General features: G+C 61.3%; 16 protein-coding genes and 1 tRNA gene. 4 read left to right on the top strand and 13 right to left on the bottom strand.

What is annotated here, in order from left to right; genetic code table 11:
* The coding region (locus DBR24_RS00445; protein WP_128613553.1) for a PAS domain-containing protein at nt 1-518 on the bottom strand (518 nt) is incomplete at its 3' end.
* A gap of 147 nt (nt 519-665) precedes the next feature.
* Between DBR24_RS00445 and desA the strand changes: the two genes are divergently transcribed.
* Together desA and DBR24_RS00435 are read left to right on the top strand one after the other, a co-directional pair.
* On the top strand, nt 666-1,850 hold the full coding sequence (gene desA / locus DBR24_RS00440) for a delta-9 fatty acid desaturase DesA (protein WP_123470438.1): 1,185 nt from the start codon (nt 666-668) through the stop codon (nt 1,848-1,850).
* 245 nt (nt 1,851-2,095) lie between these two features.
* Entirely contained in the window at nt 2,096-3,085 is a 990-nt protein-coding gene (locus tag DBR24_RS00435) for a sensor domain-containing diguanylate cyclase (RefSeq protein WP_128613552.1), read from the top strand.
* Between the two features lie 124 nt (nt 3,086-3,209).
* On the opposite strand, the gene DBR24_RS00430 is transcribed toward DBR24_RS00435, so the two are convergent.
* The 3 genes from DBR24_RS00430 to gabD all read right to left on the bottom strand — a co-directional run bounded on the left by DBR24_RS00430 (nt 3,210) and on the right by gabD (nt 7,467).
* Nucleotides 3,210-4,421 (bottom strand): response regulator, encoded by a 1,212-nt coding sequence (locus DBR24_RS00430; RefSeq protein ID WP_123470434.1) that lies wholly within the window; start codon nt 4,419-4,421, stop codon nt 3,210-3,212.
* A 140-nt stretch (nt 4,422-4,561) separates the two neighbouring features.
* Entirely contained in the window at nt 4,562-5,839 is a 1,278-nt protein-coding gene (gene gabT / locus DBR24_RS00425) for a 4-aminobutyrate--2-oxoglutarate transaminase (protein ID WP_123470432.1), read from the bottom strand.
* Nucleotides 5,840-6,024: 185 nt separating this feature from the next.
* A complete protein-coding gene (gene gabD, locus DBR24_RS00420; RefSeq protein ID WP_123470430.1) occupies nt 6,025-7,467 on the bottom strand; it encodes an NADP-dependent succinate-semialdehyde dehydrogenase in 1,443 nt (480 codons plus the stop codon).
* A gap of 443 nt (nt 7,468-7,910) precedes the next feature.
* Between gabD and DBR24_RS00415 the strand changes: the two genes are divergently transcribed.
* A tRNA-Arg gene (locus DBR24_RS00415) sits at nt 7,911-7,987 on the top strand.
* Nucleotides 7,988-8,064: 77 nt separating this feature from the next.
* Here the strand turns inward: DBR24_RS00415 and DBR24_RS00410 are convergent.
* The 5 genes from DBR24_RS00410 to DBR24_RS00390 all read right to left on the bottom strand — a co-directional run bounded on the left by DBR24_RS00410 (nt 8,065) and on the right by DBR24_RS00390 (nt 11,878).
* Nucleotides 8,065-8,331 carry a hypothetical protein gene (locus DBR24_RS00410; RefSeq protein WP_256591226.1) on the bottom strand — a complete coding sequence of 89 codons (267 nt, stop codon included), beginning with the start codon at nt 8,329-8,331 and terminating at the stop codon, nt 8,065-8,067.
* A 20-nt stretch (nt 8,332-8,351) separates the two neighbouring features.
* Entirely contained in the window at nt 8,352-8,948 is a 597-nt protein-coding gene (locus DBR24_RS00405; RefSeq protein WP_128613551.1) for a hypothetical protein, read from the bottom strand.
* Nucleotides 8,945-9,526, bottom strand: coding sequence for an RNA polymerase sigma factor (locus tag DBR24_RS00400; RefSeq protein WP_256591227.1), 582 nt, complete (start codon nt 9,524-9,526; stop codon nt 8,945-8,947). Before DBR24_RS00400 ends, DBR24_RS00405 begins: the two co-directional genes overlap by 4 nt.
* Nucleotides 9,527-9,555: 29 nt before the next feature.
* The gene (locus tag DBR24_RS00395) at nt 9,556-11,232 is read right to left on the bottom strand and encodes a VWA domain-containing protein (protein WP_128613549.1); all 1,677 of its coding nucleotides are present in this window, start codon (nt 11,230-11,232) and stop codon (nt 9,556-9,558) included.
* An 85-nt stretch (nt 11,233-11,317) separates the two neighbouring features.
* Entirely contained in the window at nt 11,318-11,878 is a 561-nt protein-coding gene (locus tag DBR24_RS00390; protein WP_128613548.1) for a YbhB/YbcL family Raf kinase inhibitor-like protein, read from the bottom strand.
* A 139-nt stretch (nt 11,879-12,017) separates the two neighbouring features.
* Between DBR24_RS00390 and DBR24_RS00385 the strand changes: the two genes are divergently transcribed.
* Nucleotides 12,018-13,541, top strand: coding sequence for an apoptosis inducing factor family protein (locus tag DBR24_RS00385; RefSeq protein WP_128613547.1), 1,524 nt, complete (start codon nt 12,018-12,020; stop codon nt 13,539-13,541).
* A 66-nt stretch (nt 13,542-13,607) separates the two neighbouring features.
* On the opposite strand, the gene pgaD is transcribed toward DBR24_RS00385, so the two are convergent.
* The 4 genes from pgaD to pgaA all read right to left on the bottom strand — a co-directional run.
* On the bottom strand, nt 13,608-14,141 hold the full coding sequence (gene pgaD, locus DBR24_RS00380) for a poly-beta-1,6-N-acetyl-D-glucosamine biosynthesis protein PgaD (RefSeq protein ID WP_128613546.1): 534 nt from the start codon (nt 14,139-14,141) through the stop codon (nt 13,608-13,610).
* Entirely contained in the window at nt 14,138-15,493 is a 1,356-nt protein-coding gene (gene pgaC, locus DBR24_RS00375) for a poly-beta-1,6-N-acetyl-D-glucosamine synthase (RefSeq protein ID WP_123470412.1), read from the bottom strand. The genes pgaD and pgaC overlap by 4 nt, the downstream gene beginning before the upstream one ends.
* A 1-nt stretch (nt 15,494) precedes the next feature.
* Nucleotides 15,495-17,492 (bottom strand): poly-beta-1,6-N-acetyl-D-glucosamine N-deacetylase PgaB, encoded by a 1,998-nt coding sequence (pgaB, locus tag DBR24_RS00370; protein WP_128613545.1) that lies wholly within the window; start codon nt 17,490-17,492, stop codon nt 15,495-15,497.
* 12 nt (nt 17,493-17,504) lie between these two features.
* A partial coding sequence (gene pgaA / locus DBR24_RS00365; RefSeq protein ID WP_128613544.1) for a poly-beta-1,6 N-acetyl-D-glucosamine export porin PgaA occupies nt 17,505-18,644 on the bottom strand: 1,140 nt, incomplete at its 5' end.

The raw sequence follows: 18,644 nt of genomic DNA, 5'->3' as shown, positions 1-18,644 counted from the left end.
GGATAAATCTCGCCGCTTTTACGACGGTTCCAGATCTCGCCACTCCACTCGCCTTTGGCCTCCAGCGTGGCGAACATCGCCTGATAGAAGCCCGGCGGATGATGACCGGACTTGAACAGACTGGGCTGCTGACCGATGACTTCTTCGCGCTGATATCCGGTGATCTCGATGAACGCCCGGTTGACGTGCACGATCAGGCCCTGGCGATCAGTGACCAACACGCCTTCGCGCGTGCAGTCGAATACGGCCGCCGCCTGCCGCAGGCGCTCGCGATCGGCATGGCGTTCACGCAAACGCGCACCGATACCGAGAAACTCGCACAAACGCGCCCTCGCCAGAAAAATCAGCCCGGCACTGACTGCCGCAAAGACGTAACCGTTGATCAGTTGCCAATGGGCAAGATCGACGGCGTTATCGAAGAAACTGTTTAATAAATGATCAGTGCCCAGCAGCCAGAGGACGGCAAGCACGAGATAGAGCAGCGCTGCACGCAAAGCATCGCGATAAATGGCAGGCATTCGGCTATCCATGTCCCTACAAAAAAGGTTGGAATTATAGGTCAAGAAACATCCAGCGACTCTTATCTAAAAGGGCGACTGGTTTTATCTGTGTGCTTGGTGATAATGCAACGGCTGTTTTTATCTTTATCGAGGGCCCTATAGCCTATGTGGTACGAAGGTTTTCTTGGCTTGTCGGCCTGGTCACTGGTCGCAGTCACCCTGCTGATGACCCACGTGACGATTGTTGCCGTCACGGTCTATCTGCACCGATATTCGGCCCATCGCTCGCTTGAGCTGCATGCCGGCCTGAAACACTTTTTCCGCTTCTGGCTGTGGCTGACCACGGCACAGAACACCCGCGAGTGGACAGCCATCCACCGTAAACACCACGCCAAATGCGAAACCGAAGACGACCCGCACAGTCCGGTCGTCAAGGGGCTGTCCACCGTACTGCGCAAAGGCGCCGAACTGTATCGCGCCGAAGCCGAGAATCCGGAGACCCTGCGCATCTACGGCAAGAACTGCCCCGAAGACTGGATCGAACGCAACCTCTACAGCCGCTACCCGCTGTTGGGCGTGGCGATCATGGGCGTCATCGACCTGCTGCTGTTCGGCACCATCGGCATCACCATCTGGGCGATCCAGATGATGTGGATCCCGGTATGGGCCGCCGGTGTGGTCAATGGCCTGGGCCATGCCATCGGCTACCGCAACTTCGAATGCCGTGACGCGGCGACCAATCTGGTGCCGTGGGGCATCCTGATCGGCGGCGAAGAGCTGCACAATAACCATCACACCTACCCTAACTCGGCCAAGCTGTCGGTGAAGAAGTGGGAGTTCGACCTCGGCTGGGCGTGGATCAAGGTCTTCTGCTTCCTGCGTCTGGCCAAGGTCCAGCGTGTGGCACCGATCGCCCACCGTGTCGAAGGCAAGGGCAATCTGGACATGGACACCGCCATGGCGATCCTCAACAACCGCTTCCAGATCATGGCCCAGTACCGCAAGTTGGTGATCGGTCCGCTGGTCAAGCAGGAGCTGGCCAAGGTCGATCATTCGGTACGCCACCAGTTCCACCGCGCCAAACGCTTGCTGTCGCGGGAAACCAGTCTGCTGGAAGAGCGTCATCACTTGCGCATCCAGAACATGCTCGAGCACAGCCAGGCGCTGAAGGTAATTTACGAAAAACGTCTGGCCCTGCAGCAGATCTGGGTCAAGACCAGCGCAAATGGCCACGACATGCTCGCTGCCATCAAGGACTGGATTCACGAGGCCGAGGCCAGCGGCATTCAGTCCCTGCGCGAATTTGCCGACCAGTTGAAAACCTACTCGTTGCGCCCTGCAGCGGTCTGATTTTGGTGAATGATCCCCTGTGGCGAGGGGATTCATCTCCGATCGGTAGCGAAACGAGCGAAAACCTGACGACGCGTTCTCATTGATGAAACGCGTCGCCACGACCGCCCGGCGGGAGCAACCTCCCTCGCCACAAATGCGCGGAACTTAGCACCAAAAGCCCTATCTCAAAGACACTTCGCCACCCCGGCGGGCTGTACTGTGGCCGCTGTCGAAATGCGGCACGCCCTTTGAGATCTGTGCCGATGGTCAACAACAACCAAAAAGACTCATCCTTCCCGCAATGGCCCGAGGCCGCGCAAACCCTGATGGCGTTGATGCACGCCCAAGGCGAAGTCGCCCGGCTGAGCGAGCGCGAACAGCTGTTCAGCTCGCTGCTGGTAAGCGTCAACGCCGTACTCTGGGCCTTCAACTGGGAAACCCGACAGGTGCTGTACGTCAGTCCCGCCTATGAACGGATTTTCGGCCGCTCGGCCGGTTTGCTGCTGGCCGACTACAACCAGTGGCGCGACAGCATCTATCCCGACGATCTGGAATACGCCGAACGCAGCCTCGCCGAAGTCCTGCACAAAGGCGCCGTGGAAGATCGCGAGTACCGGATCATCGCGGCCGACGGCTCGGTGCGCTGGCTCAGCGACAAATGCTTTATCAACCGTCAGGACGAACCCGGGCAACCGGTGATCATCGTCGGCATCGCCGAGGACATCACCGACAAGAAGCAGATGGAAACCGAGCTGCAACGCCTGGCCACCACCGACGTGCTGACCCAAAGCAGCAACCGCCGCCATTTCTTCGAATGCGCCAACCGCGAATTCAGCGCGGCACGCCTGCAAGGCTCGCAGATGGGGTTTCTGTTGCTGGATATAGATGACTTCAAAGTGATCAACGATACCTACGGCCACCCTGAAGGCGACAACGTATTGCAACGCATTGCCGAGTGCGGGCGAGGGTCGTTACGTCGAGGCGATCTGTTCGGACGGATTGGTGGAGAAGAGTTTGCGGCAGTATTTCCGGGCTGTGCGCCGGACATGGCCATGCAAGTGGCCCAGCGCCTGCAACAGGAAATTCAGCGTTTGAGCTTCAGCCATGACGGTCAGAGCTTCGGCATCACCGTCAGTCAGGGCCTGACCAGTCTCATGGAGAACGACGACAGCCTCGACAGCCTCTTCGCCCGGGCGGATGCGGCTATGTACGAAGCCAAGCGCCAGGGCAAGAACCGCATCATCTCTGCATAGCCGCTGTTTGAATTCACCAAAAAACCTGTGGGAGCGGGCTGGCCAGCGCATCCAGCAAAGATGTTGTCTGCGCCGACGCCATCGCCGGCCAGCCCGCGCTCACAGTGATTGGCAGTAAGCCAGGTTATTTACGCATCCGCATCAACTCCGGCAGCCCGATCTTCAGCAACCGCGCCGTACGACTCTTGGCCAGTTCCTCGACGCCCTCATGCTCGGTCAGGCGGGCCATCTGCGCGGCCATGTTCATCACCAGCGCCTCACGGGAGTAAACCCCGCCACCGAGCTGGTAGGCCGACGCAATCAACTCACGCAGCTCCAGCGGCAAGCGCCAGCGGGTGCGCAACGCCGAACCGTAAGCCGCGCCAAACGCCTCGAGCGCGTCGCCCACCTCCGTCCACTCATCCAGTTCGCCGCCGGCCTGCTTCCACTCCTGCAAACAACGCAACAACGCCAGATCGCCGAGGCGATGCAACATGCCTGCGCAATAGCAGCGCTCCTGATCCAGGTCGAGCAGGCGCGCCAGCGTGCGAGCGTATTCAGCCGTGTGCAGCGACAGGCCCCAATAACGCTCGGCGTAATCGGCCAGACACGGATCACTGAGTCTGGCGCTGCGCTTGAGCGCCAGTCCGAGAATCAGGTTCATGCTCTGCCCGGTACCCAGCCGATGCAGCGCTTGCGCCAGGGTCTGCACGGGCGCGCCATAGTGCTGCGCCGCGCTGTTGGCCGCCGCAATCAACACCGCGGTGATCTGCGGATCGGTTTTGATCTCTTCTTCCAGCAACTTCAGATCGAGGCCGTTCGGGTTCAGGCTGCGTTTGACTGCCACCTGCACATCCGTCATCAACGGCGCACCATCGGCCTGCTCGCGACGGCGCTCGAGGAACACCGACAGGGTCATGCCCGGCGCCAGGACGGGCACTTCACAGAACACTTCTTCCCCGGCATTGAGCAGCAAGCCCTGCAGACGCTCGGTCAGGCTTTCCATGTTCAGGGGTTTGGTCAGGTAGGCCGTGGGGGCCAGCGGTAACGCTTCGCGCACACTGGCGCTGTCGTTGCGGCTGCTCATCAGAATGAACGGCAACGGCGGATTGCGTTTGCGCTGGCGCACGCTGCGCAACACGTTCAAACCGTCGACACCGGGCAACTCCCAATCGACGATCGCCAGGTCGTACGGCACCTCGCTGAGCAATGAAATGGCTTGCTGGCCGTCGGCACACAGGTCCAGCCGTGCATCACAACGGACGTTGAGCAGCACTTGTTTAAGCAGGTCCCGGGACCACGGATCGGCCTCGGCAATCAGCACTCGGGGTACGGCGGGTAAATCAACGGCAGTCATGCGCGCTCTCCCTTGCAATGCCTGAACCTTAGCCAATGCTGGCCATTCGATACAGTGCAAAAGCGATAGATCTGTTTCAGGGGCGTAAAAAAACCCGCCGAAGCGGGTTTTTTGTCGAGCTGATCACACAGTGCCGGGGCTTACAGCTCCGAGAAGCACTCTTCGATGATCGCCAGACCTTTGTCCAGTTGCTCGTCCGGCGAAGTCAGCGGTACCAGGACGCGCAGAACGTTGCCGTAGGTGCCGCAGGACAGCAGGATCAGGCCCTTGTCACGCGCCTTGGCCACGACAGCCGCAACAGCAGTCGGGTTTGGCTTGTGGCTGTCGCCGTTTTCGAACAGCTCGACCGCGATCATCGCGCCCAGGGCACGCACTTCGCCGATCACCGGGTATTTGGCCTGGATGGCCTTCAGGCCGGTAACCAGACGTTCGCCGACTGCCTTGCAGCGGTCCAGCAGGTGCTCTTCTTCGAACACTTCCATCACGGCCAGGGCCGCGGCGCAAGCAATCGGGCTACCGGCGTAGGTGCCGCCCAGGCCGCCTGGGGCGATGGCGTCCATGTATTCGGCCTTGCCGCAGACACCGGCCAGCGGGAAACCGCCGGCGATGGATTTGGCGAAAGTGGTCAGGTCGGCCGCAACGCCCATCTGTTCCATGGCGAAGAAAGTGCCGGTACGGCCAGCGCCCGTCTGTACTTCGTCAGCGATCAGCAGGATGCCGTGCTGGTCGCACAGCGCGCGCAGACGCTTCATGAATTCTTTCGGCGCGACGTAGAAACCACCTTCGCCCTGCACAGGCTCGATGATGATCGCAGCGATGTCTTTCGGCTCGGCGTCGTTCTTGAAGATGCGCTCGATGGAAGCGATCGAGTCGTCGATGCTCACGCCATGCAGTTCGTTCGGGTACAGCGCGCGGAAGATGCCGCCTGGCATCAGGCCCATGCCGGCCGAGTAAGGCACGACTTTACCGGTCAGGCCCAGGGTCATCATGGTGCGACCGTGGTAGGCGCCAGTGAAGGCGATCACGCCGGCACGGCCAGTGGCGGCGCGGGCGATTTTCACGGCGTTTTCCACCGCTTCGGAACCGGTGGTCACCAGCAGGGTTTTCTTGGCGAAATCACCTGGCACCTTGGCGTTGATCTTTTCGCACAGCTCAACGTACGGCTCGTAGGCCAGTACCTGGAAGCAGGTGTGAGTCAGCTTGTTCAGTTGTTCGGTCACCGCAGCGATGATTTTCGGGTGCACGTGGCCAGTGTTCAGTACAGCGATACCGCCGGCGAAGTCGATGAACTCACGACCTTCAACGTCAGTCACGGTCGCGTTCTTCGCCGACTCAGCGAAGATCGGGTGAATCTGGCCAACACCACGTGGAACAGCTGCGGTACGGCGGGCCATCAGTTCAGCGTTAGTCTTGCTCATTACAGTCCTCATTCGCCGCTCATCGGGCGGCGTGGTTCAAGGATTAAGCGGGAGAAATCGACGGTGGCAGCATGCGATGATCGACTGCCACGGCGTTCCTGGCCGCAGAGAAAATTCCGGTTTGAAACGACGCAAAGGGACAGCGCTCTCGTGTCCTTTGCGTTTGCAGCGATCCCTTTCTCGGCTTAGATGCCCAGGCAGAGGTATTTGATTTCCAGGTAATCTTCGATGCCGTACTTGGAGCCTTCACGGCCCAGGCCCGAGGCCTTGATGCCGCCGAATGGCGCGACTTCGTTGGAGATCAGCCCGGTGTTGACGCCGACCATGCCGTATTCCAGCGCTTCAGCCACACGGAACACACGGCCCAGGTCGCGAGCGTAAAAGTAGGAAGCCAGACCGAACTCGGTGTCGTTGGACATCGCGATCACTTCGGCTTCGTCTTTGAAGCGGAACAGCGGCGCCAACGGGCCGAAGGTTTCTTCCTTGGCCACGGCAGCGTCTTTCGGCACGTTGGTCAGGATGGTCGGCTCGAAGAAGTTGCCTTGCATCGGCTTGCCACCGGCCAGCACCGTGGCGCCTTTGGCTACGGCGTCAGCAATGTGCTCTTGCACCTTGGCCACGGCTTTTTCGTCGATCAGCGGGCCAGTGGTGGTGCCGTCTTCCAGACCGTTGCCGATCTTCAGCTTGGCGACTGCGACTTTCAGCTTCTCGGCGAACGCGTCATACACCGAATCCTGAATGTACAGACGGTTGGCGCAGACGCAGGTCTGGCCGTTGTTGCGGTATTTGGAAATGATCGCGCCTTCGACGGCCTTATCCAGGTCCGCGTCGTCGAACACGATGAACGGCGCGTTACCACCCAGTTCCAGCGAGACTTTCTTGATGTCCTTGGCGCATTCCGACATCAGCTGACGACCGATTTCAGTCGAGCCGGTGAAGGACAGTTTGCGCACGATCGGGTTGCTGGTCAGCTCGCTGCCGATATCGCCGGCGCTGCCGGAGACCACGCTGAACACGCCTTTTGGAATGCCGGCACGCTGGGCCAGTTCAGCCAGAGCGAACGCGGAGAACGGGGTTTGCGACGCCGGCTTGAGCACCATGGTGCAACCGGCGGCCAGTGCCGGGCCGGCCTTACGGGTGATCATCGCGGCCGGGAAGTTCCACGGGGTGATGGCGGCGGTGACGCCGATCGGTTGCTTGATCACGATCAGGCGCTTGTCCGGCTGGTGGCCCGGAATCACGTCACCATAGATGCGCTTGGCCTCTTCGGCGAACCACTCGATGAACGAAGCGGCGTAAACGATTTCGCCCTTGGCTTCGGCCAGCGGCTTGCCTTGCTCGAGGGTCATCAGGCGCGCGAGGTCGTCCTGGTTCTCGATCATCAGTTCGAACCAGCGACGCAGCTTGCCTGCGCGCTCCTTGGCGGTCAGTGCACGCCAGGCCGGCAGCGCTTTGTCAGCGGCTTCGATCGCGCGGCGGGTTTCGGCAGCGCCCATTTTCGGCACGGTGCCGAGGATTTCGCCGGTGGCCGGGTTGTTGACCTTGATCGTCTGACCGTTGTCCGCATCGACCCAAGCGCCATCAATGAAGGCTTGCTGGCGGAACAACAGGGTGTCTTTAAGCTGCATGTCGGCTTTCCTTAACAGCACCGCGGCCTGCGCGGAGCAAAATTATGATTGTAGAAAGGCGCCTCGCAAGGCTGCCGTCAGGGAAATCAGAGACCGGGCGTGGCGCATCAACAGTGCTCGATTCGAACCACCTGCGCTGCAACACCCTGTCCAAAGAGCGTTTGAAATCTCAAACGGATCGTAGGATCAAAGGGGTTAAAGGACAATAGGTCGTTCGAAAAAAAGAACAAAAACGCCGCTTTTGTTGGATTTTTCAGATCAACGCGCCAAAACCCCCGCCGCAGCAAAACCATAGAACAGTCCTGCCAAAGCGCCAAGCGAGCCTTTTGCAGGACGTTACAGCTTTAAGGAATGCAGCGATTTCAACGGACACGCGCCCTGACAAAACCCGCAAAATCCCGGCATGGACGCCCCGAGCCGACCTAGGTATGATGTCGCCCGCTGCACCAGTAGCTCAGCTGGATAGAGTACTGCCCTCCGAAGGCAGGGGTCGTGGGTTCGAATCCCGCCTGGTGCGCCATTGATTCAAACGAGAAAGCCCCGGACTGTGATGGTCCGGGGCTTTTTTGTGGGCGCGATACTGACTTACGGCGACGGTCACTCCGTCGTCCAATCAAACTCGTCGTAATCGTCGTCATCCTCTTCTTCCCCAATCTCCTCAAAAACCTCGTCTTCTTCCACGACGTCTTCTTCCGACTGGTTCAGCAGAAACTCCTTGCGAGCTTCGGTAATCGCGCGCCGCATCTCCTCACCCTTCTGTGGGCAGTTGAGGAGTTGGGCGATGCGGTCGATTTTTGGTGCCACGGTGTTCTCCAGCGCTTCAGCTATGGCCCGATAGTGCGCGTTTTTGCGGGTCGATGCCAAATGGCTGAGAGAACACGCGGTCAGTTCTTGCGGATTTGTTCGAGGCGGAGGTCGAGATCCACGTCGGGATAACGTTTGTGCAGGTTGTTGTACAGCGCATCGGCGGCTTGGGATTGACCGGATTCGCGCAGGCGCAGGACTTCGCGCAGCTGCGCGTCCAGACCATTGGCCGGGGCGGTGGTGCGCTTGCTGGTGCTGGCTTCGTCGGCGCTGATCGCTTCGCTTTGCATCGGTGCGGCCATTTCCATCATCGGTGCCGGCGCTGGTGCGGCCATGCCGCCAGCGGGGGCAGACAAGGTTTGCGGGGCTTGCTTGCGAGCAAGAGGCGCAGCGGATTTGGCGGGTGGAGCAAAGTCGAATGATGGCTGCGGGTCGGGCGCACGCTGGACCAGGGACAGCATCAAAGCCACGCCAACGAGGCTGGCGAACGCGACTTGCCAGCGCGGCTTGCGGCAGGCGTCGAGCCAGCGTTGCCACAGGCTTGTTTTCGGTACCGGGGCGTTGTGGCGGGCAGCCGCGAGAATCGACGAATCGAGGTGCGCCGGTGGTTCGGCGTCGTGTTGCTCGCGATAGTGCTTGAGCAGTTGCTCTTCGGGTGTCTGGCGGGCGTCAGTCATGTCAGTACCTCCTCGGCCAGCAGCCGACGCAGTTTTTGCTGGGCGTAGCGCAAGCGGCTTTTAACGGTTTCCAGCGGTGTGTCGGTGAGGCTGGCGATTTGTGCCAGGTCGAGGTCGCCGTGGGCACGCAGCAGGAACACTTCGCGCTGGTCGGCGGGCAAGGCTTGCAGGGCGCTTTCCAGGCGCTGGCTGTCGCGGCTGAGGTTCAACAATTGTTCGGGATCGTTGGTCTCGTCGCCAACCGCATGCAGCTGTTCGTCGTAGCTGTCGTGCAGCGGCTGGTGAGCGCCGTGTTTGCGCCAGTGGTCGATCAAGCGATTGCGGGCAATCTGGAACAGCCACGTACGAAAGGTCGCCCGGCCTTGTGGCTGACTGGCGCTGCGGATCAGGCTCAGCCAGGTCTCCTGAAAGACTTCGTCAGCCAGTTCCGGTTTACCGCTCAAGCCGAGCAGAAACCGATACAAACCCTGGCGATGGCGGGCGTACAGGATTTCGAACGCCGCGCCGTCGCCCTCGCGGTAACGCGCCAGCAGCGCGTCATCGCTGCTGGCGCTTGAACTGTCTGGCGCAGCAAACAGCTGACTGATGAAGCCTTTCAGACGACTCACTATTCAATCCGTCGCTCAGTGGCCAGCGTATTCGATGCGGTCGAGGTGCGCAGGCTTTGCGCCAGTTCGACCAGTTGCACAAACTCGCTACGCAGGCCGAAGCGGTCGTCACCACGTGCGCCACGGGCCAGGGCTTCGGTGTCTTTGAGGCTGAAATCGCCGGTGTAGCGGCCGTCCTTGAGTTGCTGGGAAAACGCCGCAACCGCAGCAGCAAATCGCAGGTCTTCACTGGCCGGTGCGACCTGATTGGCAATCGGCCGCTCGATCAGCAGACTTTTCCCACCTTCGGGCGGTTGATAACGCACACGCAGCATCGCCAATTCCCCATTCTTGGAAACCGCTGGCGCCGATTTAGCGTAACGCAACGGCTCGAGCCAGCCCTTCTCACCCGCCGGGACAATTTCATACAGCGCCGTCACGGTGTGTCCTGCGCCGATCTCGCCGGCATCGACCTTGTCATTGCTGAAGTCCTCACGCTTCAACGCGCGGTTTTCGTAGCCGAGCAGGCGATATTCACTGACCTGCGCAGGGTTGAACTCCACCTGCAATTTGACGTTTTGCGCCACCACGGCGAGGGTCGAACTCAACTGATCCACCAACACCTTGCGCGCCTCGCGCAGGTTGTCGATGTAGGCGTAGTTACCGTCACCGGCGTCGGCCAGTTGCTCCATCAAGTGTTCATTGTAGTTATCCACACCAAAACCCAGGGTGGTCAGGGAAATCCCGGTTTTGCGTTTATCCACAGCCATTTGCTTGAGGCTGTCGAAGTCGCTGATGCCGACATTGAAATCGCCATCAGTGGCCAACAGGATGCGATTGATGCCCTTGGGGATAAACGCCTGCTGCGCCATTTGATAGGCCAGTTCGATGCCCGACGCGCCAGCGGTGGAGCCGCCTGCGGTCAACTGCTCGATGGCTGTACGAATTTTCGCTTTCTCGCGTCCGGAAGTCGGCTCCAGCACCACTCTGGATTCGCCGGCATACACCACCAGCGACACCCGGTCCTGCTCGCGCAACTGATCGACCAACAACTTCAGCGTGCTTTTGACCAGCGGCAGGCCTTCGCGGCGATCCATCGAGCCGGACACGTCCACCAGAAACACCAGATTGGCCGGGACCAGTTCCGCCACGGCATGATCGGTGGCCTTGATGCCAATGCGCAGCAAACGCGTGTGCGGGTTCCACGGCGAGGCCGCCAGCTCGGTGGTCACACCGAAAGGCGAGCCATCGCTGGGCAACGCGTAGTCATAAGGGAAGTAATTGACCATTTCCTCCAGTCGCACCGCACCCTCCGGTGGCAGTCGGCCTTGATTGAGCAAGCGGCGGACATTGGCGTACGCACCCGTGTCGACATCAGCGCTGAAGGTTGAAACCGGGGTTTCGGCGACACTGTGGATCGGGTTGTCGGCCAGCGCCTGATACTGCTCGCGCGACTCATCGCGATAGCCCTGTGGATAACTGTCTGCGCCGGGCATCGCGGCGAAACTGGCGATCGGCGCCGGCCGGGCCATACGCTTGGCCATCGCCCCACCCGCCATCGCGGCTTCCTGCTGAACCAGCACTTCAGGCTGTGCCGCCGGTGGTACCGCAGTGGAATCGGGTGTGGACGAAACACCGCAACCGGCGAGCGCCAGCAGCACACCGACCGCAACAGGACGCAAAAGAGAATGAGACATGGGGCTGACCTCGGGATGAAAGTGATCATTCATCCCCTGAGACGGGCAGCCCGTTCAGTTCGGGTTAAACGCCGCAAAAAAATTTTCAGCGGTGATAACGCCGCACCGCACTGCTGTTGCGCAGCACATGGCCTTTGATTTTGTCCATCAGCTCGGCGCGGGTCAGACCGGCCGGCAGTGCATCCGGCGCCAGATCCAGGGCGTAGATCTGGATGATGTAGTGGTGCGCACTGTCGCCCACTGGCGGGCACGGCCCCATGTAATGGGTGTTGCCCTTGCTGTTGGTGCCGCCAACGCCTTCCAGCGCGGATTTGGCACCGACGCCTGCCGCAATCTGGTGCGTGGTGGACTTGATGCCGTAATGAATCCAGTGATCGACGCCCAGGCCTTTCTGGCCATCCGGATCGTGCATCACGATCGCATAGCTCTGGGTACCGGCAGGGCCGGCGTTCCAGCTCAGGGCCGGCGACTGGTTCTTGCCGCCGCAACCGGGCGCATCGCTGGCCGCCGCCGAGGTGAACAGCCGGTTATCGGAAACACCCGGGATGTTCAGGGTAAAGCGCTCCTGGGCCTGCGCCGGAAACTGCACGCAAAGGGTGACGGCGAGGGCCGCCAGCCATGGGTTGAGAGAGGTCAATCGGGTCATTCCGGGAGCACCTTGTGCAGTTGGGCCGTCGTCGGCCTGCAAACTATAGCTGTACCGTTCGTGCCGTGGCAGTAGCAAATGGCTGAACCTCGCACTGATGCGCAAACTCGTAAGAGAAATGCCTGCGAGGAAGCCGAACATGTCCCTGCACCGTGTCGCCCGTATCGCCGATGTCCCTGAAGACCGTGGCCTGCCCGTCGAAATCGGCGACTGCAAGATCGTCCTGCTGCGCGCCAGCGGCCAGCTCCGCGCCTTTCAGGGCGAATGCCCGCATGCCGGGGCGCCGCTGGCTGACGGTGCGTTGTGTCACGGACGCCTGATCTGCCCATGGCACAAGGCCGCTTTTCGCGCCGAGGACGGCGCGCTGTGCGAGCCGCCGGCGCTCGACAGCCTCAAACGTTATCCGCTGGAAGTGCGCGGCGACGAGGTGTGGGTCGATGACCAGCCGCTGGCAGATCCACACACGCCCCCGGCCGATGACCCGCGCCTGTTCGTGGTTGTCGGCGCAGGGGCCGCCGGCACAGCCTGTGCGGCGGCGCTGCGGGAGAAAGGCTTTGGTGGCCGGATCATCCTGATCGACCGCGAACCGGACGCCGGTTACGACCGTACGGTGCTGAGCAAGTTTGTCCTCGCCGGGGAAACGCCGGCAGCAGAAACCCCGGCGTTGCGCGATGAAGTTTTCTATAAAGAGCAGCGCATCGAACGCCTGCACAGCGAAATCACCGCACTGAACGCCCAGGCCAAAACCCTGCAGCTCAACGATGGCCAGACCCTGAACTATGACGCCGCCGTACTGGCCACGGGCGGCGAACCCAACCCGCTGAAGTTACCCGGTGCTGAACTGCCCCACGTGTTCGTCCTGCGCTCAAAAGCCCAGGCCGAACAGATCATGCGCACTGCCAGAGCGGATCAGCGCGTCGTCATCATCGGCGACAGTTTCATCGCTCTCGAATGCGCCTCGGCCTTGCGCCAGCACGGCCTCGACGTCACGGTACTCGCGCGCCACGCCATCCCTTTCGCGGCCCAGTTCGGCGAGGCCGTAGGCCTGGCCATCCGCGCACTGCATGAACAGAACGGGGTGAAATTCATCACCGAGCACACCGCCACCGAGATCATCGGCGATGGCAAGGTCGAAGCCGTATTGCTGGACAATGGCCTGCGTCTTTCGGCAGATCTGGTGCTGGCCGGGGTCGGCGTGCACCCGGCCACGGAGGCGTTCGCGTCATTGCCGAAAGAAAAAGATCAGTCATTGCGTGTTGATGGCGGCATGCGTGTCACCGAAGGGCTGTGGGCCATCGGCGACATCGCCACGTTTCCACTGAACGGCCAGTTGCAACGCATCGAACACTGGCGCCTGGCCCAGCAACACGCACGCATCGCCGCTGCCAATATGCTCGGCGGTGAAGAGCATTACCTCGACGTGCCGTTTTTCTGGACCTGGCATTTCGGCAAGAATTACGACTACCTCGGCCACGCCGAACAGTGGGATGAGGTCGAGTTCATGGGCGAACCCGAACAGCCGCCCTTTATCGGCCTGTTCGCAAAGAATGGCGTGGTGGTGGCGGCCGTGGCCTGCGAAAAAGAACGGGCGATGGCGCTACTGGCGGAGCGGATGAAGCAGCCGCTGCCCATTGCGGAGGCTTGGGCCCTGATCCGCGATTAACCTCGTCAACGCTCCCTGCGTGGGACGATCACCCCCTTCGGCAGCGCCTAAAGGGGTATTTCCAGCTCAGGTCAGGCGGTTCACCGGTTCGCGATTATCGTCATCTTCAGCATGCAGGAAGATCACCCGCGGGTGCTCCAGCGGTGCCAGCGGCGGTGGCAACTCCTGCTGCTGAACCGGCCAGAAATGCGTCACCACATGGCTGATGTCCCCTTCCTGATCGTTATGGATGGTCATGACCCCAGGGGTACGCAGCTTCTGCAAGCGGTCATCGCACAGACGAAAACTCTTAGTCAGCCCTTCATCATCGACCACCGGCGCGGGCAAGCGGCGCTGGGCGAAGCTTCTGCTCTTGCGCTGCTGATAACGCGCCCAACCGATCAGAATCACCGCGTTGACCAGCGCCACCCACAGATAAATCTGCAAAGTGCCCAGCGCTTCGAACGCCGAATTGTCGATGCGTGGCCCGCCCGCATGAGTTTCGATCAGCGGCCACAGTCCGCGTATCAGCAAGAACAGCAGCCCCACCCATGCCACCACGGTAAGAATCACATCGACCACGACCAGAAAAGGCCGCTGGCGGGTCCGGATGATTTTCATTTGATGACCTCCTCTTCGTCGTCCCCGATCGGTTTGATGCCGCGGTCAGGGCTGACCCAACGCGCCCGTTTCTGATGCTGGCCGAACAACACTTTCGGGAAGCTGACCAGCGTGGTCAGCAGGCTGACCAGCCAGAATGCAATCGGATACCAGACCACCCAGAACATGGTCTTGCCCAACCCCGGCTCGTAGCGCCGGTCGATGATGATGCTGACCGCGAACTGCACCAGGCAGACGAACGCCAGCAACAGCCCGGTAAACGCCGGCGGCATCAGGTGATGCACGGCAATCGACTCCGGCATGACCACAAACTTGCCGACGCCCCAGAAAATCACCGACAACAGGAAGGTAAACGCCCAACCGGTCGACAGGCAGTATTCGAACAGCAGCGGCCACAGATAGCGGTGACGGTACTGCCAGATGCCGCGGATGTTCTTGAACAGCACTTCGGCACCGCCCTGGGCCCAGCGCAGGCGCTGCTTCCACAGACCGCCGAGGGTTTCCGGCATGAGAATCCAGCACAGCGCGCGCGGCTCGTAGAAGATGCTCCAGTGATCGAGTTGCAGCTTCCAGCTGATGTCTATGTCTTCGGTGATCATGTCCGGGCTCCAGTAGCCGACCCGATTCAGCGCCGTACGGCGGAATGCGACGATCACCCCCGACACGGTAAAGATCCGTCCGAACACCCGTTGCGTACGTTTGATCAAGCCGATGATCGACGAGAACTCGCCGACCTGAACCCGCCCGACCAGCGTCGAGCGCGTACGAATTCGCGGGTTGCCGGTCACCGCGCCAAGGCGTGCGTTATCCAGCATCGGCGCGACCAGATAGGCCGCCGTATTCGGCGCCAGCAACGCATCACCGTCGATGCACACCAGATATTCACTGCGCGCGGCAATCGCGCCCATGCGCAGGGCGACCGCCTTGCCCTGGTTTTCCGCCAGATGCAGCACGCGCAGGCGTGGGTCTTCCTTGGCCAGGCGGTCGAGAACTTCGGCGGTGTTGTCCTTGGAGCCGTCGTTGATCGCGATGACTTCGATGTTCGGGTAGTGCTGGGCCAGCGCCGCGTGGATCGTATCGGCGGCGTTGTCACCTTCGTTGTAGCAAGGGATCAGAATCGAGATCAGCGGTTCGCCCGCCAGGGGCGGTGGCAGGGTGTCGTCCTTCCACGGCCAGTGGCGTTCCCAGTGCAGCCAGAAATACAGGCCGCCGGCAATCCACAACCCGGACATGAACAACGGGTAGAAAAACACGAAGTCCATCAGGAACTGCCCGGTGACCAGGAAGATCAGTCCCAGCGGCACGCCGAGGACGAGCGCCAGAACAAGCAGGGCTAACAGTCTATCCAGCATGTCATGGGTTCCATTTGTTGGAGAGTGCAGGCCTTACGGTTTTCAGGTCCGGCAGGTTGTCGAGGAAGTTGTCCGGGTAGTAACCGAAACTGGTCGCGCCCTGACGCTTGAGGCGGCCCATCCAGTCGGCGAGGTGCGCGCCGTCGATGTCGGCCTGATCTTTTTTCGTCCAGTCGCGGGCCTGCAACTCGAACACCGTGCGGTTCAGGGCACCGGGGCGCTTGCTGACGGTTTGCACCAGGGTTTCCAGCCACGGGCCGGACTCGGCCTGGGTCTGTTTTTCCATCAATGGCATGGCCATCGGCGCGGTCCAGTCGTAGGTCTGCAAGAAGTCGTCGAGGTTCTGCGCGTACCAGGCTTCGCTGTCGGGATTGAGCATCGGCTCGGCGAAAATATTGCGCGCGGTCAGCACCTGCGGGCCCCGAATGGCGCGGACTTTGGCGGTCAGCTCGTTGGTGAAGTCGATCAGGTAGCGGCTCTTGAACCGCGTCCAGCGCTGCATTGCCGCCGGATCATCGCGCAGGGCGGCAATCGAACCTGGCAAACCGTGGGCGACGTAGGCTTTCAACGCCTCGGGGCCGGCGTCCTCGAAGTCCGACAGAATCGCGTCGTCGTGATAGAGGATGCCGTCGACCGACGTCAGCCGTGCTACGTCTTCATAGATTTCGCCGATGATCCGTCGCACCTCCGGATCGAACGGCGACAGACGTTGGTACTGATCCGGATCGACTGAGGTGGTGCCGGTTTTCGGGTCCCACCGGGTCACCCGCGGCAGTTTCGAGTCGAGACCAAAACTCAGCACCGGCATCCACGCAAAGACCTTCACGTTAGCGCGGGTACGTAGTTGCCAGGCGACGCGGTTAAAAATATCCGCACGTACCGGCAAGTGACGGTTGGGGAAGTACAGCGAGTGCACCAGACCATCGCCCTTCGGGTCGGCAAAGGCTTGCAGGAACACCGTGTTGGCGCCCATGTCGGCCATGCGCTGCACCAGTTTGCCAAGGTTGATGTCCTGTTGTGCCGGGTCCGGGTCGTAGACGTTGTCCAGATCGACGTGCACCACACGCATGACGAAATCCGACTGCACGTCGACGATGCTATTGGAGAACACCTCGCCATCGGGATCGGAGGAAACCAGGAAGCGCGGGCTGCTCATCAGGTTGTCGAGGGCATCGAGACCGTCGTCGAGGGTCAGGGCCATTTCGTAGCCCTGGTCGCCGATCACCGCCAGCGAAGTACCGTCCGCCGCGCCGTAAGGCCAGACCCAGATGCGCGGCTTGTAGCCCGTGACCTTGCGAATCTTTTCCGAGATGGTCGCGACGTCGTTGCGGATCCGTGCACGGAAATCCTCTTCGGACTCGTAGCGTTTGGTCACCGGATCGTAGCGTCGGGTGGCCGCCGCCGGCTGCATGTTGCCCTGCGGGTTGGCGAGGATGCCTTTGTGACTGGCGTCGGTGTGGGCGGCGATTTCCACCAGACCGGATTGCGAGATTTCGCGGATCTGATCCCAGGTCAGGAAGTCGGAACGCGCGCGCGGGGCGCCAGCAAAATCCACCGGTTGATTGAGCGGCATGTCGATCCAGACGCCGACCGGGGCCAGCAAGGCGTGCCAGTTGTAGGCGCGCAGCACCGGCAGCACGCGGGTATAAAAGCTCGAATAACCGTCGTCGAAACTGAGCAGGATCGCTTTCGCCGGCAGCTCCGGGCCGCCCTTGCGCGCGGCCATGATCTGGTCGACCGTCACCGGTTTGTAGCCGTTCTCGCGCAACCAGGCGAGCTGCTCGATCATGCGCTCGGTGCGCACCGCCACCACCGCCTGATCAGGGTCGCGGTCTTCGACGTCGTGATAAGCAATGCCGAGCACGTGATTTTTCGGCCACGGTTTTTCACTGGCCGCCAGCGGGCGTTCGGACGGCGGCGCGAAGGCCGGGGCTTGCTGGGCGCAGGCGCTGACCAGCAGCACTCCCAGCAGAAGGATGAAACGCGAAATCAAAGGCATCTTCAAACTCTTCTAGAAGCGGAAAGTGAGGTCGACGAGCAGACGCAGATCAGTTTCCCGATCACCGTCGTAGGGCCGGTTGATCACACTGAACAAGCCGCCCACCTCGAACACGTCGTTCCAGGCATAACGCTGGCCGTAACCGAGCAGCGCCATGCCGCCGGTGCCGTGATCACGCTGGCTGTACGTGCCCGCACCGGCCTGGAACTGCTGGCTCCAGGAGGTTTCGTAGCGGTGGTAGAGCACGTGATTGACGTTGACCAGTGGCATCACGCTGAAGTCGGATTTCGGGTTGAAGTACGGCACATCCTCGGAATTGGAGTTGTGGCTGGTGCCGACTTCCAGACCGGCGTCGACCTGCACGTTCGGTGCGCTGTAGACGCCCTCGCGCCCGGTGAGCAAGGCCTCGACGCGGTTGTTGCCGTCGCTGAACTGCGACGGACTCACCGACAGGCGCCACTCGCGGCTTTCGTTGGCGCGCCAGCGAATGAAACCGCTGCCACCGTTGGCCTTGATATCGCTGTTGAGCGCGCGCAGCGGTGTCTCGGCCGACAGGTATTCGAGGCTGCCGCCGTATTGCCAGTGGTCATTGATGTCGCGGGCGATCGCCAGACGTGCGCCCTGCTTGTCACCAAAACCGTAGGAATGGTTGGAGACTTCCGCTTCGAGGGTCATGTCGCGGGTACGCCGCTCCAGGCCCACACGCTGGAAACGGTGGTTGCCGGTGCCTTCGGCAAAATCGCCAGTGGCGTAGCCGACGCCGGCGAACACCCGCCAGTCTTCGTCGATCGGCGGGCTGTACAGGGTGCTCTGGATGCCAAAATCGCGGCTGCCACTGACGGCTCCTGCGTCGCCACTGCCGCCACCGTTGGCCTTGCCGCCGTAGGCTTCGACGCGCAGTTCGGACATGTCATGCACTTCGCGCTCACGCGCTGCACGCTGGACCTGACGGTTATCAGGGAATCGCGCGACCACGTCATCGGTCAGCGCATCCATCTGCCGCCACTCCTGCAGCGTCATCGCCGTGCGCGCCTGCGCGACTTCCAGGCCCATGTTGCGCGGCACCATGCTCTCGGTTTCCTTGAGCTGGATTTCCGCACGGCGCGGCCATTGCCGCGCCAGATACAGGTCGGCCTGGGCCAGACGCAGGCC

The sequence above is a fragment of the Pseudomonas sp. HMWF006 genome, from assembly GCF_003061205.1.
Classification (GTDB): Bacteria; Pseudomonadota; Gammaproteobacteria; order Pseudomonadales; family Pseudomonadaceae; genus Aquipseudomonas; species Aquipseudomonas monsensis.
The sequence above is the reverse complement of the archived record's forward strand: the minus strand, read 5'-3'. Positions and strand labels throughout refer to the sequence as shown.